The organism is Pseudomonas syringae pv. tomato str. DC3000 (assembly GCF_000007805.1).
GTDB lineage: Bacteria > Pseudomonadota > Gammaproteobacteria > Pseudomonadales > Pseudomonadaceae > Aquipseudomonas > Aquipseudomonas avellanae.
Window position 1 is genome coordinate 5,087,237 of sequence record NC_004578.1, and the last position, 23,827, is coordinate 5,111,063.

Genomic DNA, 23,827 nt, shown 5'->3' on the forward strand with positions numbered 1-23,827 from the left:
TCACTCAGAAACAGATAATAGTTCCATAAATTTTGTCATCGACAACCGCCTTAGCCGATGCAGCCATAAAAAGCCTGACAACCTCCACCGTAACGGTGCAGGGCTGAAACATACCATTGCGCCTACCGCCTCCTCTTAATCCGGTCAGCTGGCAGGAGCGTCACACTGCTGAAGAACGTCACACAAGGAGTGGACATGCTTCAAAGCAAAGTATTCAAGTATTCCCGCTGGGACATTGCATGCTGTCTGGTAATTCCTTTTCAGATCAGCGTGTACGCTTTACTCGCCTACTACTATCAAAGCATGTCGCTGCTTGCCCTGCTCGGCATGATCCCCGTTCTGTTTGCCTTGTCCCTGCAAAACGCCGGGGCCAACCATAACCATTACCACACGCCCTTCTTTCGTATCCGGTGGATGAATACACTGACGCGAATGGGCTTTTCTGCGACGGAAGCGCCCAAGACGCCCTATAACATCGGCCACGGCATTCATCACGCAACGCACCAGTCATGGAATGACAAATCAATCCTGGCCGTTCTCGGACTGAAGCGTTCAATCGCCCAACAACTGATCAGCTTCGGTCTGTTCATTTTCGAATCGTTGGGCGTGAAGTACTTCACCTTGCTGGTCCTGCTGAAATACTGGCCCATCGAGCGCGTGGCGGTGCTGGCATCACCGGAAGATCCTGTGCTGGCAGCCCGGGCGCTGAAGAAACTGCTGGAACCTGCAAAACTGAAGGCGGCGAAATACGACCTGGCAGCCTGGTTCCTGTTTCGCCTCGTACTGTGTGTGGTTGACTGGCAGTTTTTCTTCTTTTACTTCATTCCCGTCACCTACCTCATCGATACCCTGAGGCAAGGCGAGAACTACTTTCAGCACTGGGGAGCAACGGACCCCAATGACCCGAAGCGCGATTCGGTGAGTTGCTACTCAACGCTCTACAACCTGCTGACGTTCAATCTGGGCTATCACCAGGAACATCACTACAAGCCCGGCCTGCATTGGCTAAAACTTCCGGAGCTCACCAAAGAGTTACCCAGCGACCGCCATACCGTGCCGTATTCGCATTACTTGAATTCGCCGTTGATGTTTCCAGAACGTGCAAGCCAACTGAGGAAGGAGAACGTGGCAGACGTATCACCCTGAAACACTGCCGAGAAGAGAAGTTGCCCTGCCGCCAACATCACCACGTTTTTTAGAGCCGTCAAATGGACAAACCAACTGCGCTGCACTTCAACACTTTTCTGGATGTTGTCCGCTATCGAGCAACGCATGACTCAGTCAATGCCGAGCGTCTGGCCTTTACTTACCTGGCTGACGGCGAGTCGGTCAGTGATAGTCTGACCTACGTTCAACTGGATCAAAAAGCACGTAGCCTGGCGGCTCACTTACAACGCCACACTCGACCTGGCGATCGGGTATTGCTGGTGTACCCACCGTGTATGGAATACACCATTGCCTTTTATGCCTGCATCTACGCTGGCGTCATTGCGGTTCCAGCACTGTCGCCGGCCAACGCCAAGACGTTGCCTCGCCTGCATCTGATTGCACAGGACTCACAGCCAGCACTTGCCTTGACGATGGATGCGGTTTTGACTGGGCTGCAACGCATAGTCACTGACGACAACACGCCCAACCTGCTCACGGACATCACCTGGCTGTCCAGCAACCTGCTCGTGGATGCCAGCGCCGACTGGCAATGCCCGCCGACCGTGGCGAGCGACATCGTATTTTTGCAGTACACATCAGGGTCGACCGGAGCGCCCAAAGGGGTGATGGTCAGCCACGCCAATCTGCTGGCCAATGTGGAACTGTCAAAACAGACCTACCGGATACGCGAGCAGGATGTCTTCGTCTCCTGGCTGCCGGCCCATCACGATTTCGGGCTGATCGGTGCGATCATTCTTCCGGTCTACATGGCCAGCCATTGCGTGCAGTTCCCGCCTGCGGCATTTGTCATGCGCCCCTACCGTTGGTTGAAATTGATTTCAGACTACCGGGCACGCATCACCGGCGGCCCCAACTTCGCCTTCCAGCTGTGCGTCCAGCGCGTCACTGAAGAGCAGAAACAAAGCCTTGACCTTGGTTCACTGGAAATTGCGGTCAACGGGGCTGAGCGAATTCGTCCGGGCACTCTGAGGTCGTTCGTGGAAGCGTTTTCCGGCTGTGGTTTAAAACCCCATGCCATGGTTCCCGCTTACGGCATGGCCGAGTCCGTACTGTTGGTGACGGCCAATACGCAGACCCCGATCGGACAATTGCCGCGTATGCGCACTATCAGCAAAAGTGCGCTGGAAAATGGCCAGGTCAGGCCCGAACGGCATGCCACCGACGCAGTGGAGCTAGTGGCCACGGGCACCGAAATCACAGGCGATCACCGGGTCGGGATTTTCCATCCGCAGCACGCCTTACGGCTCGCGGCGCAGCAGGTGGGTGAAATATGGATCAGCGGTCCGTCAACCGCCCGCAGTTACTGGCGGCAAGAGGCTGAAAGCCAGGTTTTCAATACCCGTGCAGAGGGCGATGAAACTCGCTGGTTCCGTACCGGGGACTTGGGTTTCGTCAATGACGGCGATCTTTATATTACTGGCCGCCTCAAGGAGGTGATGATCTTTAGTGGGCGAAATATTTACCCTCAGGACATCGAGATAACGGTCGAAGCCATCGACCCGGCATTTCGCGCCAATGGCTGCGCGGCCTTCTCCATCGAGAACGGCGAGGTCAGTCAACTGGTGGTCGTGCAGGAGTTGGAGTCACGCCAACACGTTGAATTCGACAGCGTGATGCCCCGCCTGCGGGCCGAACTGGCAGATCGTCATGAAGTCTTCGATCTGGCGGCAGTGCTTCTGGTCAAGACGGGTACGCTGCCGAGAACTTCCAGCGGCAAGATTCAGCGGGCTCGCTGCAGAGACCTGTTCGAAGCTGCAGAGCTGAAGCCGATATGGTCATGGAGCCGGGAAGATGAAGGCCATCAGGCGGACACCCGGAGCAGCGCGCACCTTACAGAAATAGAGGCGCAGCTGTTATCCATTTGGCAAACGACACTGGATCGACAGGATATTTCCAGTACTGACAGTTTCTTCTTGCTGGGTGGTCATTCGTTGCTGGCCACACAGATGATGATGGAGGTTCGCAAGCGCTTCAATGTCGACCTGGCGCTCAGTGTGCTCTTCCATTCGCCGACACTCCACCAACTGGCAGCTGAAATCTCCAACGCACGGCCCCCATCTGGCCAATCTCTGCCAGCCATTGCCCGCGCGCCTCACCAAGTACCTGTACCGCTGTCCTATGCACAGCAACGTTTCTGGTTTCTCGACCAGTACCAGCCCGACAACCCGTTCTATTCGCTGCCTCTGGCGCTGACCATCGACGGGCCGCTGGACGCAGAAATCGTCCAGCAGGTCGTGAACCTGCTGGTTATGCGCCACACGCCATTAAGAACCCTGTTCAAGCGCGAAGGCGGTGTGCTTCAGCAGCATATTCTGCCGGTACTGAAGGTCCCGGTAACTCATGTCGACTTCAGTCAATCGGGGGACCAGGCGGCCTGCGCAATTGCCGAGGCCATTCGCCAGGAGGCTTATCAACCGTTCAATCTGGCACAAGGCCCACTGATTCGCGCCCGCCTGTTGCAAAGTGCCCCACAGCGCCATGTCCTGCTGTTGACCTTGCATCACATCAGTTGCGATGGCTGGTCGAGCAATGTGCTGCAACATGAGTTCTCGGCCCTCTATGACGCGCTTGTACATGACCAGCCTGCGGCGCTGCCTGCGTTGCCCTTCGAGTACACTGATTACACGCTGTGGGAGCAGCAGCACATCGCTGGCCCATGGCTTGAGGAGAAACTGGCGTTCTGGCGTGCGCACTTGGCCAATGCTCCGACGTCACTGGATCTGCAGACTGATTTTCCACGCCATGAGAACACCCGTCAGGAAGGCGATGTGCGCACGATTCAGGTGCCGCAGGAATTGGTGCGACAACTCGAAACGTTTGCCCGCCTGAACAACGCCACAGTCTTCATGGTGATGGTGACTGCCATGAATGTCCTGTTGCAACGCATGACCGGACAAAGAGATCTGTGCATCGGCGTGATGTCGGCGAATCGCCCGGAAGGGACCGAGGGGTTGATCGGCAATTTCATCAACGTAGTGCCTCTATACAGTCACATCAAAGGGGACGAGGCGTTCAGCAACCTGTTGAAAACCACCTCCCGGCAATTACTGGCTGCCTATGACCAGCAGATTCCTTTCGAGCTGATCCTCAAGCATCTGGCGCCACCCAGACAGACCGGCGGTACGCCTTACGCTCAATTCGTGATGAACTTCCACAACGAAATAGCCGAACCCACGCCGCGGCCAGGGCTGCAGAGAAGCAGTGGGGTAAGCCTCGTTGGCCATCACCCGAGTACTGTGAACCACGCAGCGTTCGAGTTGAAAATGGAGGTGCATTCAACGACACGAAACCTGTCCATCGCGTTTGAGTACAACAAGGAACTGTACACACCGTCGACCATCGACCGCGTGATGAATCACTTCCTCGTTCTGCTGACCGGTGCGACTGGCCAGCCCCAGGTGCCGGTCAACACCCTGCCTCTGCTGCATGAGAACGAGCGACGACAGCTGACCAGTCTGTGGAACGATACCGATCGGGACTATCCGCTCGGGCAAACACTTCATGGCTTGTTCGAGCAGCAGGTCGAACGCACGCCCGAGGCTATCGCGCTGGTCTTCGAGGCAGAGCAACTGAGCTACTCTCAACTCAATACACGGGCCAACCAGTTGGCCCACCGCCTGCTCGACTATGGCGTGGGGCTCGATTCACGAGTGGCTCTGTGCATCGAACGCAGCGCGCAGATGGTCATCACGCTAATGGCCATTCTCAAGGCAGGCGGCGCCTACGTGCCCCTTGATCCCGGCTACCCCACCGAGCGTCTGGCCTACATGCTCGACGACTCCAAACCTGACGTGCTGGTCTCTCAAGAGAGCGTGCGAGACTGTTTGCCCGAGCATTCAGTACCGACCCTATGGCTGGAGACCGAAGAGCAGGAGATCGCCGGATGCTCATCCCATAACCTGACAATCGGCGATACCGATAGCTTGGCCTACTGTATTTATACTTCCGGTTCCACAGGCCGCCCGAAAGGCGTGATGAACGCTCATGGCGCTGTCGTCAATCGGCTGCAATGGATGCAAGAGCAGTACGCCCTATCGAACCAGGACCGCGTATTGCAAAAGACGCCTTTCTCGTTCGATGTCTCGGTCTGGGAGTTCTTCTGGCCGCTGATCCAGGGCGCCCGGCTGGTGATCTGCAAACCCGAGGGGCACAAAGACCCGTCCTATCTATGGAACCTGATCGGTCAGCAGGGCGTGACAACCGCGCACTTCGTGCCTTCAATGTTGCAAGCCTTTCTCAAAACCGGGCCAGCACAACCCGCCGACTCATTACGTCACGTATTCAGCAGTGGTGAAGCACTCCCGGTGGCGGTGGCCAACGAGTTCCTCGAACGCTACCGGCACACGCGTCTGCACAACCTCTACGGACCGACCGAAGCGGCCGTGGACGTCTCTTATTGGGAATGCCAACCCGATTATCGCCATCCACTCGTGCCGATTGGCCGCCCAGTGGCCAACACCCGTTTGTACATTCTGGACGAGACTCTGCAGCCAGCCCCTATCGGGGTCATCGGCGATCTCTACATCGCCGGGGTGCAGCTGGCCCGAGGCTACTTCGGGCGTCCCGATCTGACCGCAGAACGTTTTATTCCGGACCCGAACGACAACCACGGTGGCCGGATGTACCTCACCGGAGATCGTGGCCGTTATCTGCCATCAGGTGATATCCAATACCTGGGGCGTATCGATCATCAGATAAAGATCCGTGGTTTCCGCATCGAACCGGGCGAGATCGAGAATGCCTTGCTGCAGTGCCCAACGGTGCGTGAAGCCGTAGTTGTCCCCAGGGACGATGCGTTTGGTGGCCAATACCTTGTGGCCTACATTGCATCCAGTGTGAGCGAACCGGACGCTGCGCAACTGCGTAAACAGATCGGAAAAATACTGCCCGACTATATGCAGCCGAGCTTTTACGTTGTTCTTGCCGCGTTGCCACTGAGCGCTAACGGAAAGATCGATCGACAGGCGCTACCGCCCCACGAGCAAATTGCCCAGTCGCTCGCCCGGGATTATCTGGCGCCGACCACCGCAACCGAAAAAAGTCTGGTCAGCCTTTGGCAAGAGACGCTGAAGGTCCCCCGCGTTGGCATCAACGACAGCTTCTTCGAACTGGGCGGGCACTCCCTGCTGGCAACCCAGATTCTCGCCAGCGTCCAGCAGACCTTTTCGGTCAGCCTGCCGCTGAAGCATCTATTCGAATCGCCAACGGTCGCGGCCATGGCGGCTTACATCGATCAGGCGGCACGAACACCACGCGCGTCGGCACCGCCAATCAAGCGGCTGACGCGTAACCAGACCTGATTGGGTCCTCGACTTGCCTTGTGCCGATCATAAGTCGGCACCTTCCTGAAAAGCATGCCCTAGCGCCCCTGCCCAGGACCGATTGTTCTCGCCGCATGTCATCACGCCATGCGCTGCATCAAGAACCGGACCTCTTGGACAGAGAACCAGAAGAGATTTCGAGTCATGTCAGCCGATCAATTCAGCACCTCCTTTGCTCAACAGCGTCTTTGGTTTCTCGAGCAATATGAACCCGGCACTGGCCTGTACAACATCCCGGCCGCCTGCCGGATCAACGGTGTGCTGCGGCTCGATATCCTTGAGCGCAGCCTTAATGCCATCATCGAGCGGCATGAAGCGCTACGCACCTCATTTTCCGTGGATAAAGATCTACCCGTGCAAGTGATCATGCGCGAGGCGCCGGTGCTGATCAGGCCTGTAAAACTGGCGGCGCTCCTTGAACGGAACCTCACCCTGCAACAGTTCATGGATGATGAGGCGGCCAGCCCCTTCGACCTGACGCAGGCACCACTGATCCGCGCCACAGCCATCGAAGTCAGGGCCGATGAGCATGTCCTGCTGCTGACCCTGCATCATATCGTTGCAGATGGCTGGTCCATGAGCGTGTTGCTGGACGAACTCAGTCGGCTCTACAACGCCGAGCTGAACGGCGTAGCCGCTGACCTTCAAGCGCTTGAAATACACTATGCCGACTACGCCGTCTGGCAAAGGGAATGGCTGCAGGAAGAGGTCGTGCAACCACAGCTGGATTATTGGGAGACTCAGCTCAAGGATGCGCCAAGCGTTCTTGAACTGCCGACCGACCGGCCCCGCCCTGCACGACTCGACTATGCGGGTAACCGGGTTCACTTCACACTTCCCGCCGAACTCGGAGCGCAACTCCAGGAACTCAGCCAACGCCACCATGTGACGCTGTTCACGACGCTGATATGTGCCTTCAATACGCTGCTGCTGCGCTTGAGCAATCAGCCCGATATCTGTATCGGGTATCCGGTCGCCAATCGCGGTCGTGCCGAAATCCAGCCGCTGATCGGCTTCTTCGTCAACACCCTCGTGCTGCGCAGTCAGATGAGCACGCAACAGACGTTTGCCGCTTATCTGCAACAGACCCAATCGACACTGCTCGACTCGGACTTGAATCAGGACATCCCGTTCGAAAGACTGGTCGAGGCGTTACGCCCTGCCAGGGAGCTGAACCACTCGCCGCTCTTTCAAGTCCTGTTTTCTTTCTTCAACCAGGACCTGGCCGGAGGACTGACGCTCAGTGGGACAACGTCCGGCACACTGGAGCAGAACTGCCGCTTCTCGAAGTTTGACCTGTCTCTGGAAATGAACACTCGGCAGAACACCCTGGGAGGCTTCTTCGAGTACCGGACCGCGCTTTATGACCAGGCCACCATTGAACGTATGAGTGGCTACTATCGTGTATTACTGGAATCCATTGTCGTCGACACCACTGCCCGTATCGGCGACCTCGAAATTTTGCCCCTGCAGGAACGGCTGTCCCGACTGGCGACCGCACCCACGCCTGCCCACACGCTCAGTGCAGATCAATGCGTGCACGATCTGGTTCTGACCCAGGCGCGGGCCACCCCTGACGCGACTGCGATTCTCTGCGCCGGGCAGGAGGTGAGCTATCGCCAACTGGAGCAGCAGGCAACGGCCATCGCTGACCGATTGATTGCGCTGGGCGCGGGTCCGGAAACCTGCGTAGCGATCTGTCTGGATCGTTCGGTCACCATGGTGGCAGCGTTGCTCGGCACCTGGATGGCGGGCGCACATTATGTACCGATGGACCCAGGCTACCCTCATGCCCGCCTGCTGCACATGCTGCAGGATTCCAAGGCTCGGATCCTGCTCAGCGAGCGACCGCACGTGCAGGCGTTCAGCGCAGCAGCGGTACAGATTGTCCTGCTCGATGAAGTGCAATCGAACCCTCGTCCCTCTGATATCCGGCATCCCGTCGCCGCTCTGAACACGGCCTATGTGATTTACACCTCAGGCTCCACCGGCTTACCGAAAGGCGTTCAGGTGCCGCACCGGGCGGTCGTTAACTTTCTGCTGTCGATGACGAACCAGCCTGGCATAAACGCTGGGGACCGATTGTTGGCGGTCACCTCGATCTCATTCGACATCAGTGTCCTCGAGCTTTTCCTGCCATTGATCAGTGGCGCAAGCCTTGTGCTGGCAGACTCGGAAGCGGCGGCGGATGGACAGGCGTTGATCAAGCTGGCCATGCACCAGGATGTCACCTTCATCCAGGCCACACCTTCAAACTACTGGCTGATGCTGGAGGCAGGCTGGCCAAGCACGCTCAAGCTCAAAGTACTTTGCGGCGGCGAAGCGCTGCCACCTGTTCTGGCGCAAAAACTGCTGCAACGCAGCGACTCGGTATGGAACATGTATGGCCCGACCGAAACCACCATCTGGTCAGCCATCAGCCGTGTAACGGGCAGCGCTAGCACTCTGGGTCGCCCGATTGCCAACACCGTGCTGCGTGTCCTTGATGAGAACGCGCGCCTGTGTGCGACCGGCAGTCCCGGCGAACTGCACATCGGTGGCGAGGGTGTCGCCCGTGGCTATCTCGACCGTGCGGATCTGACTGCGCAGAAATTCGTGCCCGATCCTTATGCGTCAGGGTCAGGAGCACGTATTTATAAAACCGGCGACCTGGTCAGGTGGCTGCCCAACGGCGAAATCGAATTTCTGGGGCGCATCGATCATCAAGTCAAGGTCCGCGGGTTCCGCATCGAACTGGGTGAAATCGAAACCCGTCTGGTCAGCTTCCCCAGCGTACGCCAAGGGGCAGTGATCGTTCGGGAAGATCAGCCGGGCGACCAGCAGATCGTGGCTTACCTGTTGGTCGGTGAGCAATACGCCGCAGAGCCGGAACAACTGCGCCATCACCTCGCGCAGACGTTGCCCGGCTACATGATCCCGAACCACTTTGTGGTTCTTGAGCAATTCCCGCTGACACCCAATGGCAAACTTGATCGCAAGCGCCTCCCGGCACCCAACACCACACCGCCGGGTGCGAATCGTGTTCTTCCTGGCACACCGATGGAAAAGGCCGTAGCCGATATCTGGCAGCACGTACTCAATCTGGAAGGCGTCGGCATTACCGATAACTTCTTCGAGCTGGGCGGACACTCGATCCTCGCCACTCAGGTTGTTTCCCGACTACGCAATACCCTGCAGATCGAACTCTCGGTGCGCACATTGTTCGAAGCGCCGACCATCGCGCAACTGATCGCAAGCCTCGGCTCGCCAACCGTTCGGCAGGCCCAATCCATCATCCCGCGCTCACCGTCGCAGCACCGTCAGCCGCTGTCGTACGCTCAAGAGCGACTGTATTTTCTGGATCAGTTCGAGCCTGCCAGCGCGGCCTACACCATCGCGTTGGCCCTTGAGCTGAACGGCCCGCTGGAGGCATCGCTGCTGCACAGGTGTCTGAATGAGCTGATCCGTCGCCACGAGCCCTTGCGCACAACGTTCGTCCTGGACGCAGACGGAAAGCCTCAGGCACAGGTTCACCCCGAGGCGCTTAGCCAACTGGTCTATCGCGATCTGCGTCATCACTCGACGCCTTACCTGCTCGCTCAAACGCAGGCCAATGCCGAAGCACAACACCTGTTTTCTCTGGAAAAAGGCCCATTGTTTCGCGCCTCGCTGTTACAGACTGGCGAGCAGCAACATATCCTGCTGTTGACCCTGCACCACATCGTCAGTGATGGCTGGTCGGTGGCCGTACTCGCCCGTGAGGTCATGGCCCTTTATCAAGCCTTTGCACAGGGCCAACCCTCGCCCCTGGCACCTCTTGATATTCAGTACGGTGACTATGCTGCCTGGCAACGCGAGTGGCAGGCCCCCATCGAGTTCGCGTCGAAAACCGATTACTGGTCCTGCCATCTGGCCCAGGCCCCGACCACTCTGGAACTGCCTACCGACCGGCCGCGCCCGGCGATTCAGACCTACCGTGGCAGGGTCATCAGTCGCTCACTGGGCAAAACGCTGTCCGCACGGATCGATGCCCTGAGCCAGGCTCAGGAAGGCACGCCGTTCATGACGCTGCTGGCCCTGTTCAATGTCTTACTCAACCGCTACAGCGGCCAGCAAGACATTGTGATCGGAACCCCGATCGCCAACCGCACCAGACCCGAGATCGAGCCGCTGATCGGCTTGTTCGTCAATACCCTTGCCATGCGGATACGCCTGGAAGGCAACCCGACCTTTAGCGAACTGCTAGGACAGGTTCGCGACACCACGTTAAACGCCTATGCCCATCAAGAACTGCCTTTCGAAAAAGTAGTCGAGTCTTTGGCCATCCCGCGTGACATGAGTCGCTCGCCCTTGTTCCAGGTGCTGTTCGTCCTGCAGAACACTGCGCTTGAAGCAATGAACCTGCCAGGGCTGGAGATCGGAAATTTCGCGCTTGAGTCGACCACAGCCAAGTTCGATCTGACCCTGGAACTGACGCCCTCATCCGAGGGTTATCAGATGCGCTGGGAATACAACAGCGACCTTTTTGACGCTGACACTATCGAACGCATGACCCGCCATTTTGAAACACTGGCCCGCTCGGCGATCAGCGATCCGAGCCAACCCGCCCAGCGCCTGTCGATGATCACCGCGCAAGAAAAACAACACATCCTCCACGAATGGAACGCGACTCAGCAGGTTTATCGCCCATTGGCGGTGCATCAGTTGTTCACCGAAATGAGCGAGCCGTGCGCCGACTTGCCCGCAGTCATGTTCGGCACAGCGTCGATGAGCTATCGACAGCTGGAAGCACGTTCCAACCAATTCGCCCATTACTTGCAACGCTCGGGCGTCCTCCCCGGCACGCTGGTGGGCATATGCCTCGAGCGCTCTATGCATGTGCCTGTGGCGATTCTGGCTGTACTAAAAGCGGGGGCAGTGTGCGTGCCCATGGACCCGAGCTATCCGACCGAGCGCCTGCGCTTCATGGCCCAGGATGCCCGTGCCGACCTGATCATCACCCTGACTACTTTGCGCCCGCGTGTCGAAGGCTGCAGCCATACCATCATCTGCATGGACCAATGCGCCGATGCCTGGCATGAGCCATCGTCAAATCCGGCCAGACCGCAAAACCTGCTTGACCTGTGTTACGTCATCTACACCTCGGGCTCCACCGGGCTGCCCAAAGGCGCGGCCCTGACTCACGAAATGCTGACCAACCTCGTGCAGTGGCAACTCACTGAATCGCGCCTGAGCCGAGGCGACAATACGCTGCAATTCTCGCCATTGAGCTTCGATGTGAGTTTCGACGAATTCTTCTCCACCTGGGCCAGCGGCGGCACGCTGGTCATGGTCAGCGAAGATACGCGCCGGGACCCCGTTCTGCTGCTTGAACTCATTCAGCGACAGAACATTGCCCGCCTTTTCATTCCCTTCGTTGCCCTGCAAGGCATTGCTGACGCTGCCCGGGATGTAGATAAACTGGCCTGCCTGAAGGAAGTCGTCTGCGGCGGCGAGCAACTGCAGGTCACTCAGGAAGTCGTCGACCTGTTTCAAAAACTGCCAGATGCCTTATTGCACAACCAGTACGGACCGACGGAGTCACACTTCGTCACCGGCTATCGGCTCAGCGGCGATGCCACGCAATGGCCGGCCCTCCCGCCCATTGGCAAGCCGTTGTTCAACTCGCAGATGTACGTTCTCGACGCCAGTCTGGAACCGGTTCCGGTCGGCGTACGAGGTGATCTTTACATTGCTGGCGTTCACTTGGCGCGCTGTTACTGGGAGCGTCCCGATATCACTGCCGAACGTTTCGTTCCCAATCCCCACAGCCTCTCGCCGGGCGCTCGTATGTACAAGACCGGTGATGTTGCGCGCTATCTTCCTGATGGAAATATCGAGTATCTGGGGCGCTCGGACCATCAGGTCAAGATTCGCGGCTTCAGGATCGAGCTGGCCGAGGTCGAACAGGCACTGATGGCCCAGGAAACGGTGGCAAGCGCCGCCGCGATGGTCCGGGAAGACCGTCCAGGGCTGAAAAAGCTGGTGGGTTATCTGGTCGCCAAAAGCGACTGCACGCTGAACATCGTGGACATCAAGGAACATCTGCGACGAACGCTGCCCGATTACATGGTGCCGACCACCTTCGTCATCCTGCCGACCCTGCCCCTGACCCCAAGTGGCAAAGTCGACAAACGCTCGTTGCCGCAGCCGGAAAACGACAACCACGAAAATCAATATGTTGCCCCCAGGAGCGACGCTGAACGACAACTCGCTGCCATCTGGGCGAGTGTCCTGAATCTGTCGCAGGTCGGTATCACCGATGACTTCTTCGAACTTGGTGGGCACTCTTTGCTCGCCACTCAGGTGGTTTCGCGTATTCGCAAACAGCTGAATGTCGATATGGCGCTGCGCACCCTGTTTGAAGCGCCGACCATCGAACAATTGCTGCCGCGCCTGAGCACAAGCCCGGTAGTGACCCTGTCAGCAATCACTGCCACCAACACCGGCTCCGGCATGAAAGTCGCTTCCTATGCCCAAGAGCGTCTGTTCTTCCTGAATCGTCTGGATCGCTCCAGTACCGCTTACAACATTGCATTGGCGCTGGAACTGAACGGCCCGCTGAAAAAGCCGGTGTTGCAGCAATGCCTGGACGAGCTGATTCGACGTCACGAACCCCTGCGCACGACATTCGCCTTGCAGGAAGACGGCCAGGTGGTGAGCCTCGTTCATCCCCCGCAGCTCGATACGCTGATCTCTCTCGATTTGCGCCATACCGCTCAGCCGCTGTCGGTGGCTGAAAAACAGGTACGCGACCATGCCTCACAGTTGTTCTCCCTGGAAACCGGTCCACTGCTGAGAGTCCTCCTGCTGCAGGTCGCCGACGAGCACCATATTCTGCTGTTTACCGTGCATCACATCATTGCTGACGGCTGGTCGATCGCGGTGCTTACCCGCGAGATCATGGCGCTCTACCAAGCGTTTTCGACAGACCAGGCATCACCGTTGCCGCCTCTGGAAATCCAGTACAGCGACTACGCCTTCTGGCAGCGTTCGTTACAGGCCCCAAGCGTTTTTGCAGCGCAGGTCGGCTACTGGCGCCAGCAGCTGGATCAGGCACCTGCCCGCCTCGAGCTGCCGACGGACCGACCGCGTCCCGCGATTCAGACCTATCGAGGTCAGGCCGTTACCCATACATGGCCCCCAACCCTGTCCAAGAAGATCGATACGTTGAGCCAAAGCCTGGGGGTGACACCGTTCATGACCCTGCTCACCCTGTTCAGTCTGCTGCTGAGCCGGCACAGCGGCCAGCGCGATATCGTCGTCGGCACGCCCATCGCCAACCGGACCCGAACCGAGGTCGAACCCTTGATCGGCCTGTTCGTCAACACGCTGGCACTGCGCACACGCATTGAAGGCAACCCGACATTTCGCCAATTATTGCAACAGGTCAGGAACACCACCCTCGGCGCTTATGCCCACCAAGACCTGCCGTTCGAAAAAGTCGTCGAAGCGCTGGATACGCCTCGGAACATGAGCCATTCGCCACTGTTCCAGGTGATGTTTGTGCTACAGAACACGGCGCCCGAGCCATTGAAAATTCCGGACGTCGAGGTCCGCATCTTCGACATCGGGACCACCACGGCCAAATTCGACTTGAGCCTGGAGCTGACGCCCACGGTCCAGGGCTATCAAGTACGCTGGGAATACAACTGCGACCTGTTCGACGCCACGACCATTGAACGGCTGGCCGCACAGTTCCAGACCCTCGCTGAATCGGCCGTCCTTGATGCACAGAAAACGGTCGCAAGCCTTGACCTGCTTTCGGCCTCTGAAAAAAACAGGATGCTTGAGCAGTGGAATGCGACCAAGGTCAGTCATCGTCCGGTTGCAGCCCTTCATCATCTGTTTGAACAGCAGGTGGAACAGACGCCGGACGCCATCGCAGTCAGTTTCGAAGGCCAACACCTCAGCTATGGGGCACTCAACGAGGCCGCCAATCAGTTGGCCCACTACCTGATTTCGCGGGGGACCCGGGCGGATGATCTGATCGCAATCTGCATGGAGCGCAGCGTCGAGATGGTCGTCAGTCTTCTGGGAGTCCTGAAGGCCGGCGGCGCCTATGTGCCAATCGACCCTCATTATCCCGAAGAGCGTATCGCGTACATGCTCGCAGACGCCGCACCGATCCTGACCATGACACAACGCAGCCTGCTGAAACTTACCGCGCTGCAACGGACCGACAGCCTGTGTCTGGACGAGCACGCAACCTCGTTGGCACACCTGCCCAAGACCAATCCTCAGCGCCTGATAGACCCGGCCTGTCTGGCGTATTGCATCTACACCTCCGGATCGACAGGTGCGCCGAAAGGCTCGTTGAACAGCCATGAGGCAATCATCAACCGTATCCTTTGGATGCAGGACACCTACTTGCTGGATGCGACAGATCGGGTGCTGCAAAAAACGCCATTTTCGTTCGACGTCTCGGTCTGGGAATTTTTCTGGCCACTCAGTGTGGGCGCGCGGATGCTGCTGGCCAAACCCGAGGGGCACAAAGATCCGCGCTACCTGGAGACGCTTATCGAACGCGAGGGGGTGACCACGGCGCACTTTGTGCCCTCCATGCTCAGCGCCTACATGGCCTTGACCCAGGCCAGTCACACCCGCGCCCTGCGCCGGGTCTTCAGCAGCGGCGAGGCACTGTCCACCTCAGTGCAAAACGAGTTCTTCAAACGATACCCGGCCACACAACTGCATAATCTGTATGGACCGACAGAGGCTGCGATTGATGTCACCCATTGGCATTGCCAGGCCGGTGACGTCGGTCATGCGGTCCCGATTGGCCGCCCCGTCGCCAATACGCGTACGTACATTCTTGACGAGACGCTGCAACCGGTCCCCATTGGCGTGACCGGCAATCTCTACCTGGCCGGTGTGCAACTGTCCCGTGGCTATCTGAAACGCGTCGACTTGACGGCCGAACGCTTCATCCCAGACCCGCACGGCACGCCGGGCAGTCGCATGTACATGACCGGGGATACCGCTCGTTATCGTGCCCACGGTGAAATCGAGTATCTGGGACGCAACGACCAGCAGATCAAATTGCGCGGTTTCAGGATAGAACTGGGCGAGATCGAAATGCAGTTGTGCGCCCATCCGCAGGTCAGCCAGGCCGTCGTCAGTGTCAATACCAGCGATGCGGATAACCCCACCCTTACCGCCTACCTTGTGTGCAACGCGGATACACAGCCAAGTGTCGACGAACTCAGAGAATGCCTGGCCCGCACCCTGCCCGATTACATGGCAGACGTCTGCTTTCAGTTTCTTGACCACTTGCCATTGACGTCAAACGGCAAGGTCGATCGGCGCGCGCTCCCGCAGCCTGTAAGCGCGGTTCGGGACCAGGCCATTCAACTGCTGGCGCCGAGAACTGCGTTGGAGAAAAGCGTGGCTGCGGTCTGGAAGAACACGCTGAATCTTGAGTTCATCAGCCTGAACGACAACTTCTTTCACGAAGGCGGTCACTCATTGCTGGCAATGAAAATGATCGATCAGGTCAACCGGGAGCTGGGGCTGGCGGCCCGCGTTCGTGACATTTTCGAGTCAGCCACTCTGGGCGCCTTCATCGAAAAGATCAGCCAGGGCATCGGCGAACGTGGTTCAAACCGTATCAGGCTCAAGCAGGGAACGCGCAGGCACCTCTTCCTGGTGCATGCCGTTGGCGGCGTGGTCTCGCCCTACATCAAGCTTTCGCAGTTGATGCCCGATGACGTGAGCGTACACGCCTTCCAGGCCGGAGGTCTTGAACACGGCACCGACGTCGTCGATACCCTGGAAAAAATGGCCGCGATCTACATCGAGCAGATGCTTGAAATTCAACCCGAGGGGCCGTACTGGTTGGGCGGATGGTCAATGGGAGGAGTGATTGCCTTCGAGATGGCCCGTCAGCTGGAAGCACTGGACAGGGAAGTACGCCAACTGCTGCTGATCGACGCGCCCGCGCCGGGCCACGCGGCACAGGAGCAGACCTGGCCGCTGGGTGCTTACCTGATGGACATGGCCCGTTCGCTTTCGGTCGACCTGCCACTTTCGGCCAGCGAAATGAACCAACTGATCGAGCATCCGGACCGGGACGTTCTGGCCATTGCAACCATGCGGCGCATCGGCGTGATCCCCGACAGCATGGACGATCAGCAGGTATCACGACGACTGCAGATCTTCTGCACCCATCAGCAGGCGCTGGAAGCCTATCGCCCAAAAACCGGCATCAACAGCAATCTGACGTTACTGCACACAGAAGAAAGTGCAGAGCTGCGGGACAAGTGGCGGCCACTCTGTGGGCAGTCCTTCAACGCCACCGGGTTCACGGCCGACCACTACAGCATTCTCGAAGCTGCCACGCCATGTATCAGCAAGCTCTTCAATTAAAACCGAACAGACAAGATGGTTTGATAAGGAAATTCCATGACCAACTTCAACATTGATTTCTACGCCCCGGCAAAAGAGCAAAGAGCCTCTACTCACAGTGTCATGGGCTTGAGCAGCGTTCCTCATCCTTCCCCGCTGTTTCTTGAAACGCCCTACAGCGAACTCTGGAGTCGGCATTTTGGTAGCGCAGTGGTCAGCCTCTCGGTTACCGCGGACCTCGCCATGCTCGCCGTTGCCTGTAAAAACCGGCAGTTGACGGTGTTGTCCCGTGACGGAGAGTTGCACTGGTCCCATCGGCTGGACGATGACATCACTGCAACGGCGATCGCGTCGAATCATCACGTCGCGGTGGGAACTCAACAGGCCTCGGATGGAGCCGTCGCTGTCTACCTCTTCGATGCCGATGGGCGGGAGCTGTTCCGGACATCGCTGAAGTCGGCGGTCTCGAGCCTCACGCACTCCTCTAATGGCGAACATCTCGTCATTCAGTGCAAGAACCAGGCGTGGTACATCGCATCGCGCGTGGCTGACACCTATCAATTGAGTCAGGCCAACGCCGAGGATGTGGCGCAGTCCAAGCGTAATGATGCCTTGCTGGCGGTCAAGGACCGTTTACTCAGTGAGCCGAACCTGTACCCCCACGCCGCAAGCGTAGCGGTGTCTCTGGAAGGCACGGCCGCCATCGGCTCGCTGGACGGCAAGATTCACCTTATCGACTGCCAGGGCAAGCCACTCTGGTCCAGGCAGGTGGACGGCGAAGTCTGGACTCTGGGCATCTCGGAAAACGGGGCGATCATTGCTTCCGGCTGTACCGACGGCACGGTCAAACTGCTCGCCAACCATGCTCACGATGCTTACAACCAATACATCCACGCGTTGCAGCACAGCGCCGAACGCTTGAAAAACACCGCAGAACAGCAGCAGGCGGTCAGCGAGATTCTGGCCAGTCTGAGCCAGACGGGGCTGGCAGTGTATGCGGTGAATTGGCTGCAGGAAGGGACGCTGCAACTGGCTCCCGATGCACTTGACGAAATCGTCATCAAACTGCTCAGTGAACAGGTACAACGGTTCCCCAAACACTATGCTAGCCACTTTATTCTGGCCCAGACTTATCAGAGACGTCAGGAATGGCATCAAGCTGCGCGCCACTTCACGTGGGCCGGGCAGAACGAGCGGATGAAACTGAAAAGCTTCACCTTGGCGGCAGAGAGCTTCCAGAAGGCAGGTCTGCCTTTCGCCGCCAAGTCGGCATACCGTCGGGCACGCGAATTGACCGTTACGGAGGAAGCGAAAAAAACCCTCTACACGCTGGGTCGCATCCATGAAGAACAGGGCTCGATAACGGACGCCCAGAAATACTATGAGGTGGTGTTTACCCTCAACCCTGACTATCTGGATGTCTGCGCCAGACTGCAGAACCTGAACAGCCCGCCCGCCACGCTCACTTCCCGGGCCGTCCCCGAAAACAAGGACTGGTACGCCAGCCTTATCCGGGAATTGCTCAGCCCGGTCTCGCAGCATGGGTTTGACCTTGCCCGGCAGGATAATCCCGCACACTCCAGAACTGCCCGACTCACCTCAGTCGCCGAGCACCGCAAGCGCTTGCTGTCGATTGTTTCCGAGTTTTCACTGGACAGCGTCGACAATACCGCCGATGCCAGACTCGGCTACGACGTCGCCGCGTATATGCGCTATGACTGTTCTGTCCCCGAGGACGAGGCGAAGAAATCGCTGGAACTGGTCAACATGCTCGACTGCATCAAACACTACGGTCCGTTCAGTAAAAGCCTGGACATCGGCGCAGCGACCGGCCGTTATCCAACGCTGTTGGCACAACAAGGTATCCAGGCATTTGGCGTTGACCTGGAGCCGATGGCCGTGGAGTTCGCCCGGAAAAAAAGCAACGGCGCGCTGAACCCTCAATTCCATCAGGGCGACGCGCGTGATCTGCCGTTCGAAAGCACCCAGTTCGATCTCGTCACCTGCATGATGGGCACCGCAGCGCATTTCCCAAGACAGGACGTCCCCACCGTCATGTCGGAAATTCATCGCTGCCTGGTGCCCGGAGGGTTCTGTGTCATCTCAACCTGGGACATCGAATGCCCGCACCTGACCTACCTCTCCATCTACTCTCACGAACAAAAAGAGCTGATGCGCCAGAACGCCATCAGCCGAGCCGACGTTAGCGAGATCGCTATCGCGCAAGGGTTCGTTGTCGAGGAAATCAGAGGCGTGGGCCTGCTGCCGGAATCGCTGGGCTACGAACTTGACCTGCAACAGGACGGCCCTGAGCGAATCAGGAATCTGTTGGACATGGACCTCGCGTTCCAGGCCAAATTTCCAGACCTGCATGGCCAGATGTACATGCTGATTATCAGAAAAATCTAACGATCACTGTTAAGTCCGAGGTAGAGCAATCATGACCGATGAAGAAAAAAACCAGGGTGATTATCTGGTCGTCGCCAACGCTGAAGAACAGTACTCAATCTGGGCCGCCGATCTGCCATTACCCGGCGGATGGCAGTTCATGGGCAAACGCGCAAGCAAGTCCGAATGCCTGGAGTACATCAAAGAAGTATGGACTGACATGCGCCCTCTGAGTTTGCGGCAACGCCAGCAGGCCTGAGTCGGTTGCCGTGCGCAGGGGTTGTCATCGACAATGTCCCCCTGCGCCAGGCATGGCAGTGTTCACCTCCGCGTTCCGCTCTTCGGCCCTTTCGGGAATCCGTCGGATGCTGAAGCTCACGCATGTTTCTCTAAAGGAATAGTCTGATGTCCGCGCCCAACCGCGTTTCTGAAAAGGTGCCCGTTTCCGACGACCGAGCCACTCTTCTGCTCTTGCTCATCGCATTCGTCGATGCGGCTGGTCGCGGGCTTTTTCTCGCCGGGGCAACGTTTTTCTACACTCAGGTTGTTGGCCTGAGCAATGTCGAAGTTGGCATCGGTCTGGCCTTGGCCGGCCTTTGTGGCCTTGTCTGCGCAGTTCCGATTGGCCGACTGGCGGATCGTCTGGGTGCCGCGCGCGTCTTGGCCTTTCTTCAGGTCTGGCGAATGGCAGGCTTTCTGATCTATCCCTTCGTGGATGAGTTCTATTCCTTCCTGCTGATTGCCTGCTTCATCGGCTGTGTCGAGCAGGCGGTCTGGCCAATCATCCAGACGCTGGTAGGTTCAGCGGTAACAGCGGATGCCTACGTGAAGACCATGTCCAAGGTCGCGATCGTCAGAAACGTGGCCTACATGTTGGCCGCCGGAATATTTTCCATTGTGGTCAGCTTCACGACCGGCCCCGGCGGCGTGATTGGCATGCTGATCGCCAATGCCATGGCGTTTCTGGTTTCCGCCATCCTGCTGGTCAGCGTAAAACTGCCCCATGTTGTCACCAAGGCGTCTGACCAGAGCCAACCTGTGACCCCGCCCGCTCAGCCGTTGAAAAACCTGAACTTCCTGTCGCTGTCCTTGTGCAACGGTATTCTGTCACTGCATCAGGCCGTGATGACCATCGCCATTCCCCTGTGGCTGCTGACCAAGACACAGGCGCCCAAGTCTCTGATCGGCATCATTCTGGTCATCAACGGCATCATGGCGATTACCCTGCAACTGTCGTTCAGCAAGCGTGGCAATGAGGTGCTTTTTGCCGCCCGCAAACACTTGTACGCAGGGATAACACTGGCTCTTTCGTGCGCATTGGTTGCCTTCACCACGGCGGAACAACCCTCCTACCTGGTGGCAGGTATCCTGTTGTTCGCCTGTGTGGTCATGACGTTTGGAGAGCTGTGGCAATGCGCAGGTGCGTGGGGTATCTCGTACTATTTGTCTCCAGTCGAAAATCGCGCTTATTACCTGAGCATCTATGCCTTGGGAGCCAACCTGATGACCGTGATTTTTCCGGGGATCCTGCCCATCGCTGTCGTCGAGGCAGGTTCAACCGGCTGGATAGGCCTTGCTGTTGTCTTCGCCCTGGCCGGTGTCGCAACTCCCCTTCTCGTCCGATCTGCGAATCGCAAGGCTATTGCAGTCAGGTCTGAAGATATTAGCGTCCACAGCACGCAGGCTTGACAGAAACCGACACGTATCGACACTGCCGCCGAGAGCGCAAGCGCCCCCTCGGCATTGCCTGCACGGTATACCTGCAATGGATAAATTGCTTAGTGTCGTACCTTATCGCCACCGGTATTAACGATTGTATGGGCAGCACCATGTAACAGATAAGCGACATTTTTCTTGATCCGAATGATGGCTTGTACGGTAGCTGAAAAATTTGCATCACCTTGAAATAAATGGTATCTATGCGCGCACCCAGGCTGTAACTGACGCTGCCTTCCAGAAAGGATTCTGTTTTTGAAAAAAACTCTAGGGCACTTGATGCAATAGATCTAAAAATCCTGAGCATCATGCAGGCTAATTGCCTTACCACCACATCAAAACTTGCGGAAGTTCTTTCCATGAGTGAGACACCGTGTTGGCGCCGTCTCAAACGCCTTGAAGACGAAGGGTTCATTGAAGGCTATCAAGCCATGTTGAACAAAGAAGCGCTGGGGTTTGAAGTCATTGCCTTCGTGCATCTCTCCGTGGACTTACACACGGAAGAAGTCACTCGAAAACTGGAAGAGAAAATCATCCTGTGCCCCGAAGTAGTGGCGCTTTACAATGTGACAGGGGATTATGATTTCCTCGTAAAGATTGTTTGCAAAAGCATCGCCTTATATACCGTCTTCATTGAAAAGACCCTGCGAAAGATTCCGTGCATCACCCAAATAAAAACATCGATCACCTTGCGCGAAGTGTATGACTCGAAACGGGTTCCACTGTCCGCGTATCTCTGAAGGTTTTCTGGACGGATGAATTAATCAAACCCTCCATCATTTTGCCTGTCATTGTCGAAGGAGTTGATACGTTATGACCACACTGGATCACGCTTTTCACAGCCTGCATCAAAATGGACTGCTGGTCCTGGCGAATGTGGCCGACGCCGGCGGGGCGCGCATGGTGGAACATCTGGGCGGCAAAGCGGTGGCCACCAGCAGCGCGGCCATGGCTTGGTCTCATGGCTATCAGGATGGCAATAAGCTTCCCCTGGAGCTGCTGAGCACAACCATCCAATCGATGGTGCGCGTACTCAATGTGCCACTTACCGTGGATATCGAAGGCGGTTATTCGGATGAACTCGAGAAGGTCGGACAGGTGATCAACGCCGTTGTCGGCGCCGGGGCGGTAGGCATCAACATCGAAGATGGCCTTGGCGCTCCAGAGCTGCTGGTTCGAAAAATCGATGTCGCAAGACAGATGGCGCAACAGGCTGGAGTCGATCTGTTCATCAATGTGCGTTGCGATGTCTATTTGAAGAATCTTTTCGCCCCGGAACAACGCCTGGAAGAGCTTCTGAAGCGCGCGGCACTGTATGCCGATGCTGGCGCAGATGGCCTGTTTGCAGCAGGCGTGGTGGATTCCAATGAAATTGCGACCCTCTGTCAAAACACTCAACTGCCGGTCAACCTGCTTTCCAGAGACGGTCTGCCGTCCCCCGACGAACTCAAACGCCTGGGTGTCAGACGACTCAGCGCAGGCTCCAGCATTGCGGAATTCCTGTTCGGTGCCATGGGCGGACTGATCCGCAGTTTTCTGGACAACGGCCAACTGGATACCCACACCCTGAAAGCCCATACGTATGGCGAATTGAACGCTCTGATGGCATTGAAGGCAGTGTGATATTCGTATGAGACCCGTTTTGGGTCTCACATTGCGCTGACACAAAGGCATAAAGTACGCGCCGGAGCCTTGTGGCCCGGCTCCCTCGGTAAAGCGATGCCATGTATTAAATGTACAGATGATGGCGTTCGAGTTGCGTTCGCATATTGTTACGCGTAACGTTGGCGCATTATTAGATAAAGTAAAACAAAGCTCGGAATAGACGTTATTACGCCGGGTGTAACAACACATCAGTAAGCCCCCCTGCTGATGACGTTGACTGCCACACGATGGTTTGACTCCTTCCAATCGCCTTGCGTCGCTTTTAAGGATGAAGCTTCAATAAAAGGACTTAAGTGGACAGGTATCAAAAACGTCTTGATTGACCTAGACAAGCGCACACCCTTCTCTGTCCCTGCGGCAATCGGCGCTCTGTTTGAAAGCGATACGGGTTCAAGGCCTGACCAGAAGCCCTGGTGTGTACACTTGTGTGTCAAGGTTGTGCTCTGATTGCAGTCGGGCCGGCGAGCTATTCGTTACCTATAATTAATAGAAAACGCTCAGCGCCCAAGCCCGGTCCTGAACAAGAGAGGCTGTTCGCGCCTTCGGCCATTCACTCATTTTGTATGAGTGCGGGATTTCCGCATGTAATGCGCACTGCCATGCTTAATATTATCAACAGGACTGTCGATGTTACTCAGACACCGATGCTCGAAAGATATCAAGGAACAGATCTAAGCGTTGTACATGTACGACAACTATCACTGCCTCTTCGCGCTGTTACAGAATCTGTTCTGGATCAGCCTGGCGATTTACCTGGGCGAGTCCGCGCCCTGGCTGTTGCCACTGGCAATCCTGCTGATCGGCTCACGACTGCGATCGCTGGTTTGTGTTTCTCCGACGAACTGATACGCCTGGGTCACAAATCGCCGACGCAGGCGAGTCATTAAGGCAGGCAGTGGCCTGGCAGTTGCGAGCACGCTGATTCCAGTACCCGACGTTATGCGTGAGTGACGGGGCTTTGCTATACCGCATAGACTCCGCCTGTTTAGCGTAAACCCCCACATTCCAAGCTGACAATTGAAGCCTGATGCAGTGCTCCCAATTCTTTTCAGGAGCCAGCTCCCCATGATGCGACCCGACGCCAAAGTCGAAAAAGTGTACCTCTACCCGAACCCTATGGATTTCCTAAAATCCATCGACGGTCTAGCCGCACTGGTTGAGCTGGATATCAGTACGAGAAAAACCTTAACGTCGTGTCCGGG

9 protein-coding genes are annotated in these 23,827 nt (G+C 57.2%); all 9 read left to right on the forward strand.

Translation table 11 applies throughout. The features are described 5' to 3' along the window. Positions 1 to 195 precede the first annotated feature (195 nt). The 9 genes from PSPTO_RS23395 to PSPTO_RS29955 all read left to right on the forward strand — a co-directional run bounded on the left by PSPTO_RS23395 (position 196) and on the right by PSPTO_RS29955 (position 23,471). A complete protein-coding gene (locus tag PSPTO_RS23395) occupies positions 196 to 1,146 on the forward strand; it encodes a fatty acid desaturase (RefSeq protein ID WP_011105030.1) in 951 nt (316 codons plus the stop codon). 62 nt (positions 1,147 to 1,208) lie between these two features. After that, entirely contained in the window at positions 1,209 to 6,470 is a 5,262-nt protein-coding gene (locus PSPTO_RS23400) for a non-ribosomal peptide synthetase (protein ID WP_011105031.1), read from the forward strand. Between the two features lie 165 nt (positions 6,471 to 6,635). Then, positions 6,636 to 16,877, forward strand: coding sequence for a non-ribosomal peptide synthetase (locus PSPTO_RS23405; RefSeq protein WP_226992654.1), 10,242 nt, complete (start codon positions 6,636 to 6,638; stop codon positions 16,875 to 16,877). 36 nt (positions 16,878 to 16,913) lie between these two features. Further along, positions 16,914 to 19,265 (forward strand): methyltransferase domain-containing protein, encoded by a 2,352-nt coding sequence (locus PSPTO_RS23410; RefSeq protein WP_011105033.1) that lies wholly within the window; start codon positions 16,914 to 16,916, stop codon positions 19,263 to 19,265. A gap of 31 nt (positions 19,266 to 19,296) precedes the next feature. Continuing rightward, positions 19,297 to 19,503, forward strand: a complete 207-nt coding sequence (locus PSPTO_RS23415; protein WP_007243722.1) for an MbtH family protein — start codon at positions 19,297 to 19,299, stop codon at positions 19,501 to 19,503. Positions 19,504 to 19,649: 146 nt separating this feature from the next. Then, positions 19,650 to 20,933, forward strand: coding sequence for an MFS transporter (locus tag PSPTO_RS23420; protein ID WP_011105034.1), 1,284 nt, complete (start codon positions 19,650 to 19,652; stop codon positions 20,931 to 20,933). 311 nt (positions 20,934 to 21,244) lie between these two features. After that, positions 21,245 to 21,700, forward strand: a complete 456-nt coding sequence (locus PSPTO_RS23425) for an Lrp/AsnC family transcriptional regulator (RefSeq protein WP_226992705.1) — start codon at positions 21,245 to 21,247, stop codon at positions 21,698 to 21,700. Positions 21,701 to 21,773: 73 nt separating this feature from the next. Further along, positions 21,774 to 22,583 carry an isocitrate lyase/PEP mutase family protein gene (locus PSPTO_RS23430; RefSeq protein ID WP_007243725.1) on the forward strand — a complete coding sequence of 270 codons (810 nt, stop codon included), beginning with the start codon at positions 21,774 to 21,776 and terminating at the stop codon, positions 22,581 to 22,583. Between the two features lie 726 nt (positions 22,584 to 23,309). Then, positions 23,310 to 23,471 (forward strand): hypothetical protein, encoded by a 162-nt coding sequence (locus tag PSPTO_RS29955; RefSeq protein ID WP_010208948.1) that lies wholly within the window; start codon positions 23,310 to 23,312, stop codon positions 23,469 to 23,471. Positions 23,472 to 23,827 lie beyond the last annotated feature (356 nt).

What these genes read in the sequence shown, in the direction of transcription:
- PSPTO_RS23395 (WP_011105030.1), top strand. Translation starts at nt 196, where the DNA reads ATGCTTCAAAGCAAAGTATTCAAGTATTCCCGCTGGGACATTGCATGC.
- PSPTO_RS23400 (WP_011105031.1), top strand. Translation starts at nt 1,209, where the DNA reads ATGGACAAACCAACTGCGCTGCACTTCAACACTTTTCTGGATGTTGTC.
- PSPTO_RS23405 (WP_226992654.1), top strand. Translation starts at nt 6,636, where the DNA reads ATGTCAGCCGATCAATTCAGCACCTCCTTTGCTCAACAGCGTCTTTGG.
- PSPTO_RS23410 (WP_011105033.1), top strand. Translation starts at nt 16,914, where the DNA reads ATGACCAACTTCAACATTGATTTCTACGCCCCGGCAAAAGAGCAAAGA.
- PSPTO_RS23415 (WP_007243722.1), top strand. Translation starts at nt 19,297, where the DNA reads ATGACCGATGAAGAAAAAAACCAGGGTGATTATCTGGTCGTCGCCAAC.
- PSPTO_RS23420 (WP_011105034.1), top strand. Translation starts at nt 19,650, where the DNA reads ATGTCCGCGCCCAACCGCGTTTCTGAAAAGGTGCCCGTTTCCGACGAC.
- PSPTO_RS23430 (WP_007243725.1), top strand. Translation starts at nt 21,774, where the DNA reads ATGACCACACTGGATCACGCTTTTCACAGCCTGCATCAAAATGGACTG.
- PSPTO_RS29955 (WP_010208948.1), top strand. Translation starts at nt 23,310, where the DNA reads ATGTACGACAACTATCACTGCCTCTTCGCGCTGTTACAGAATCTGTTC.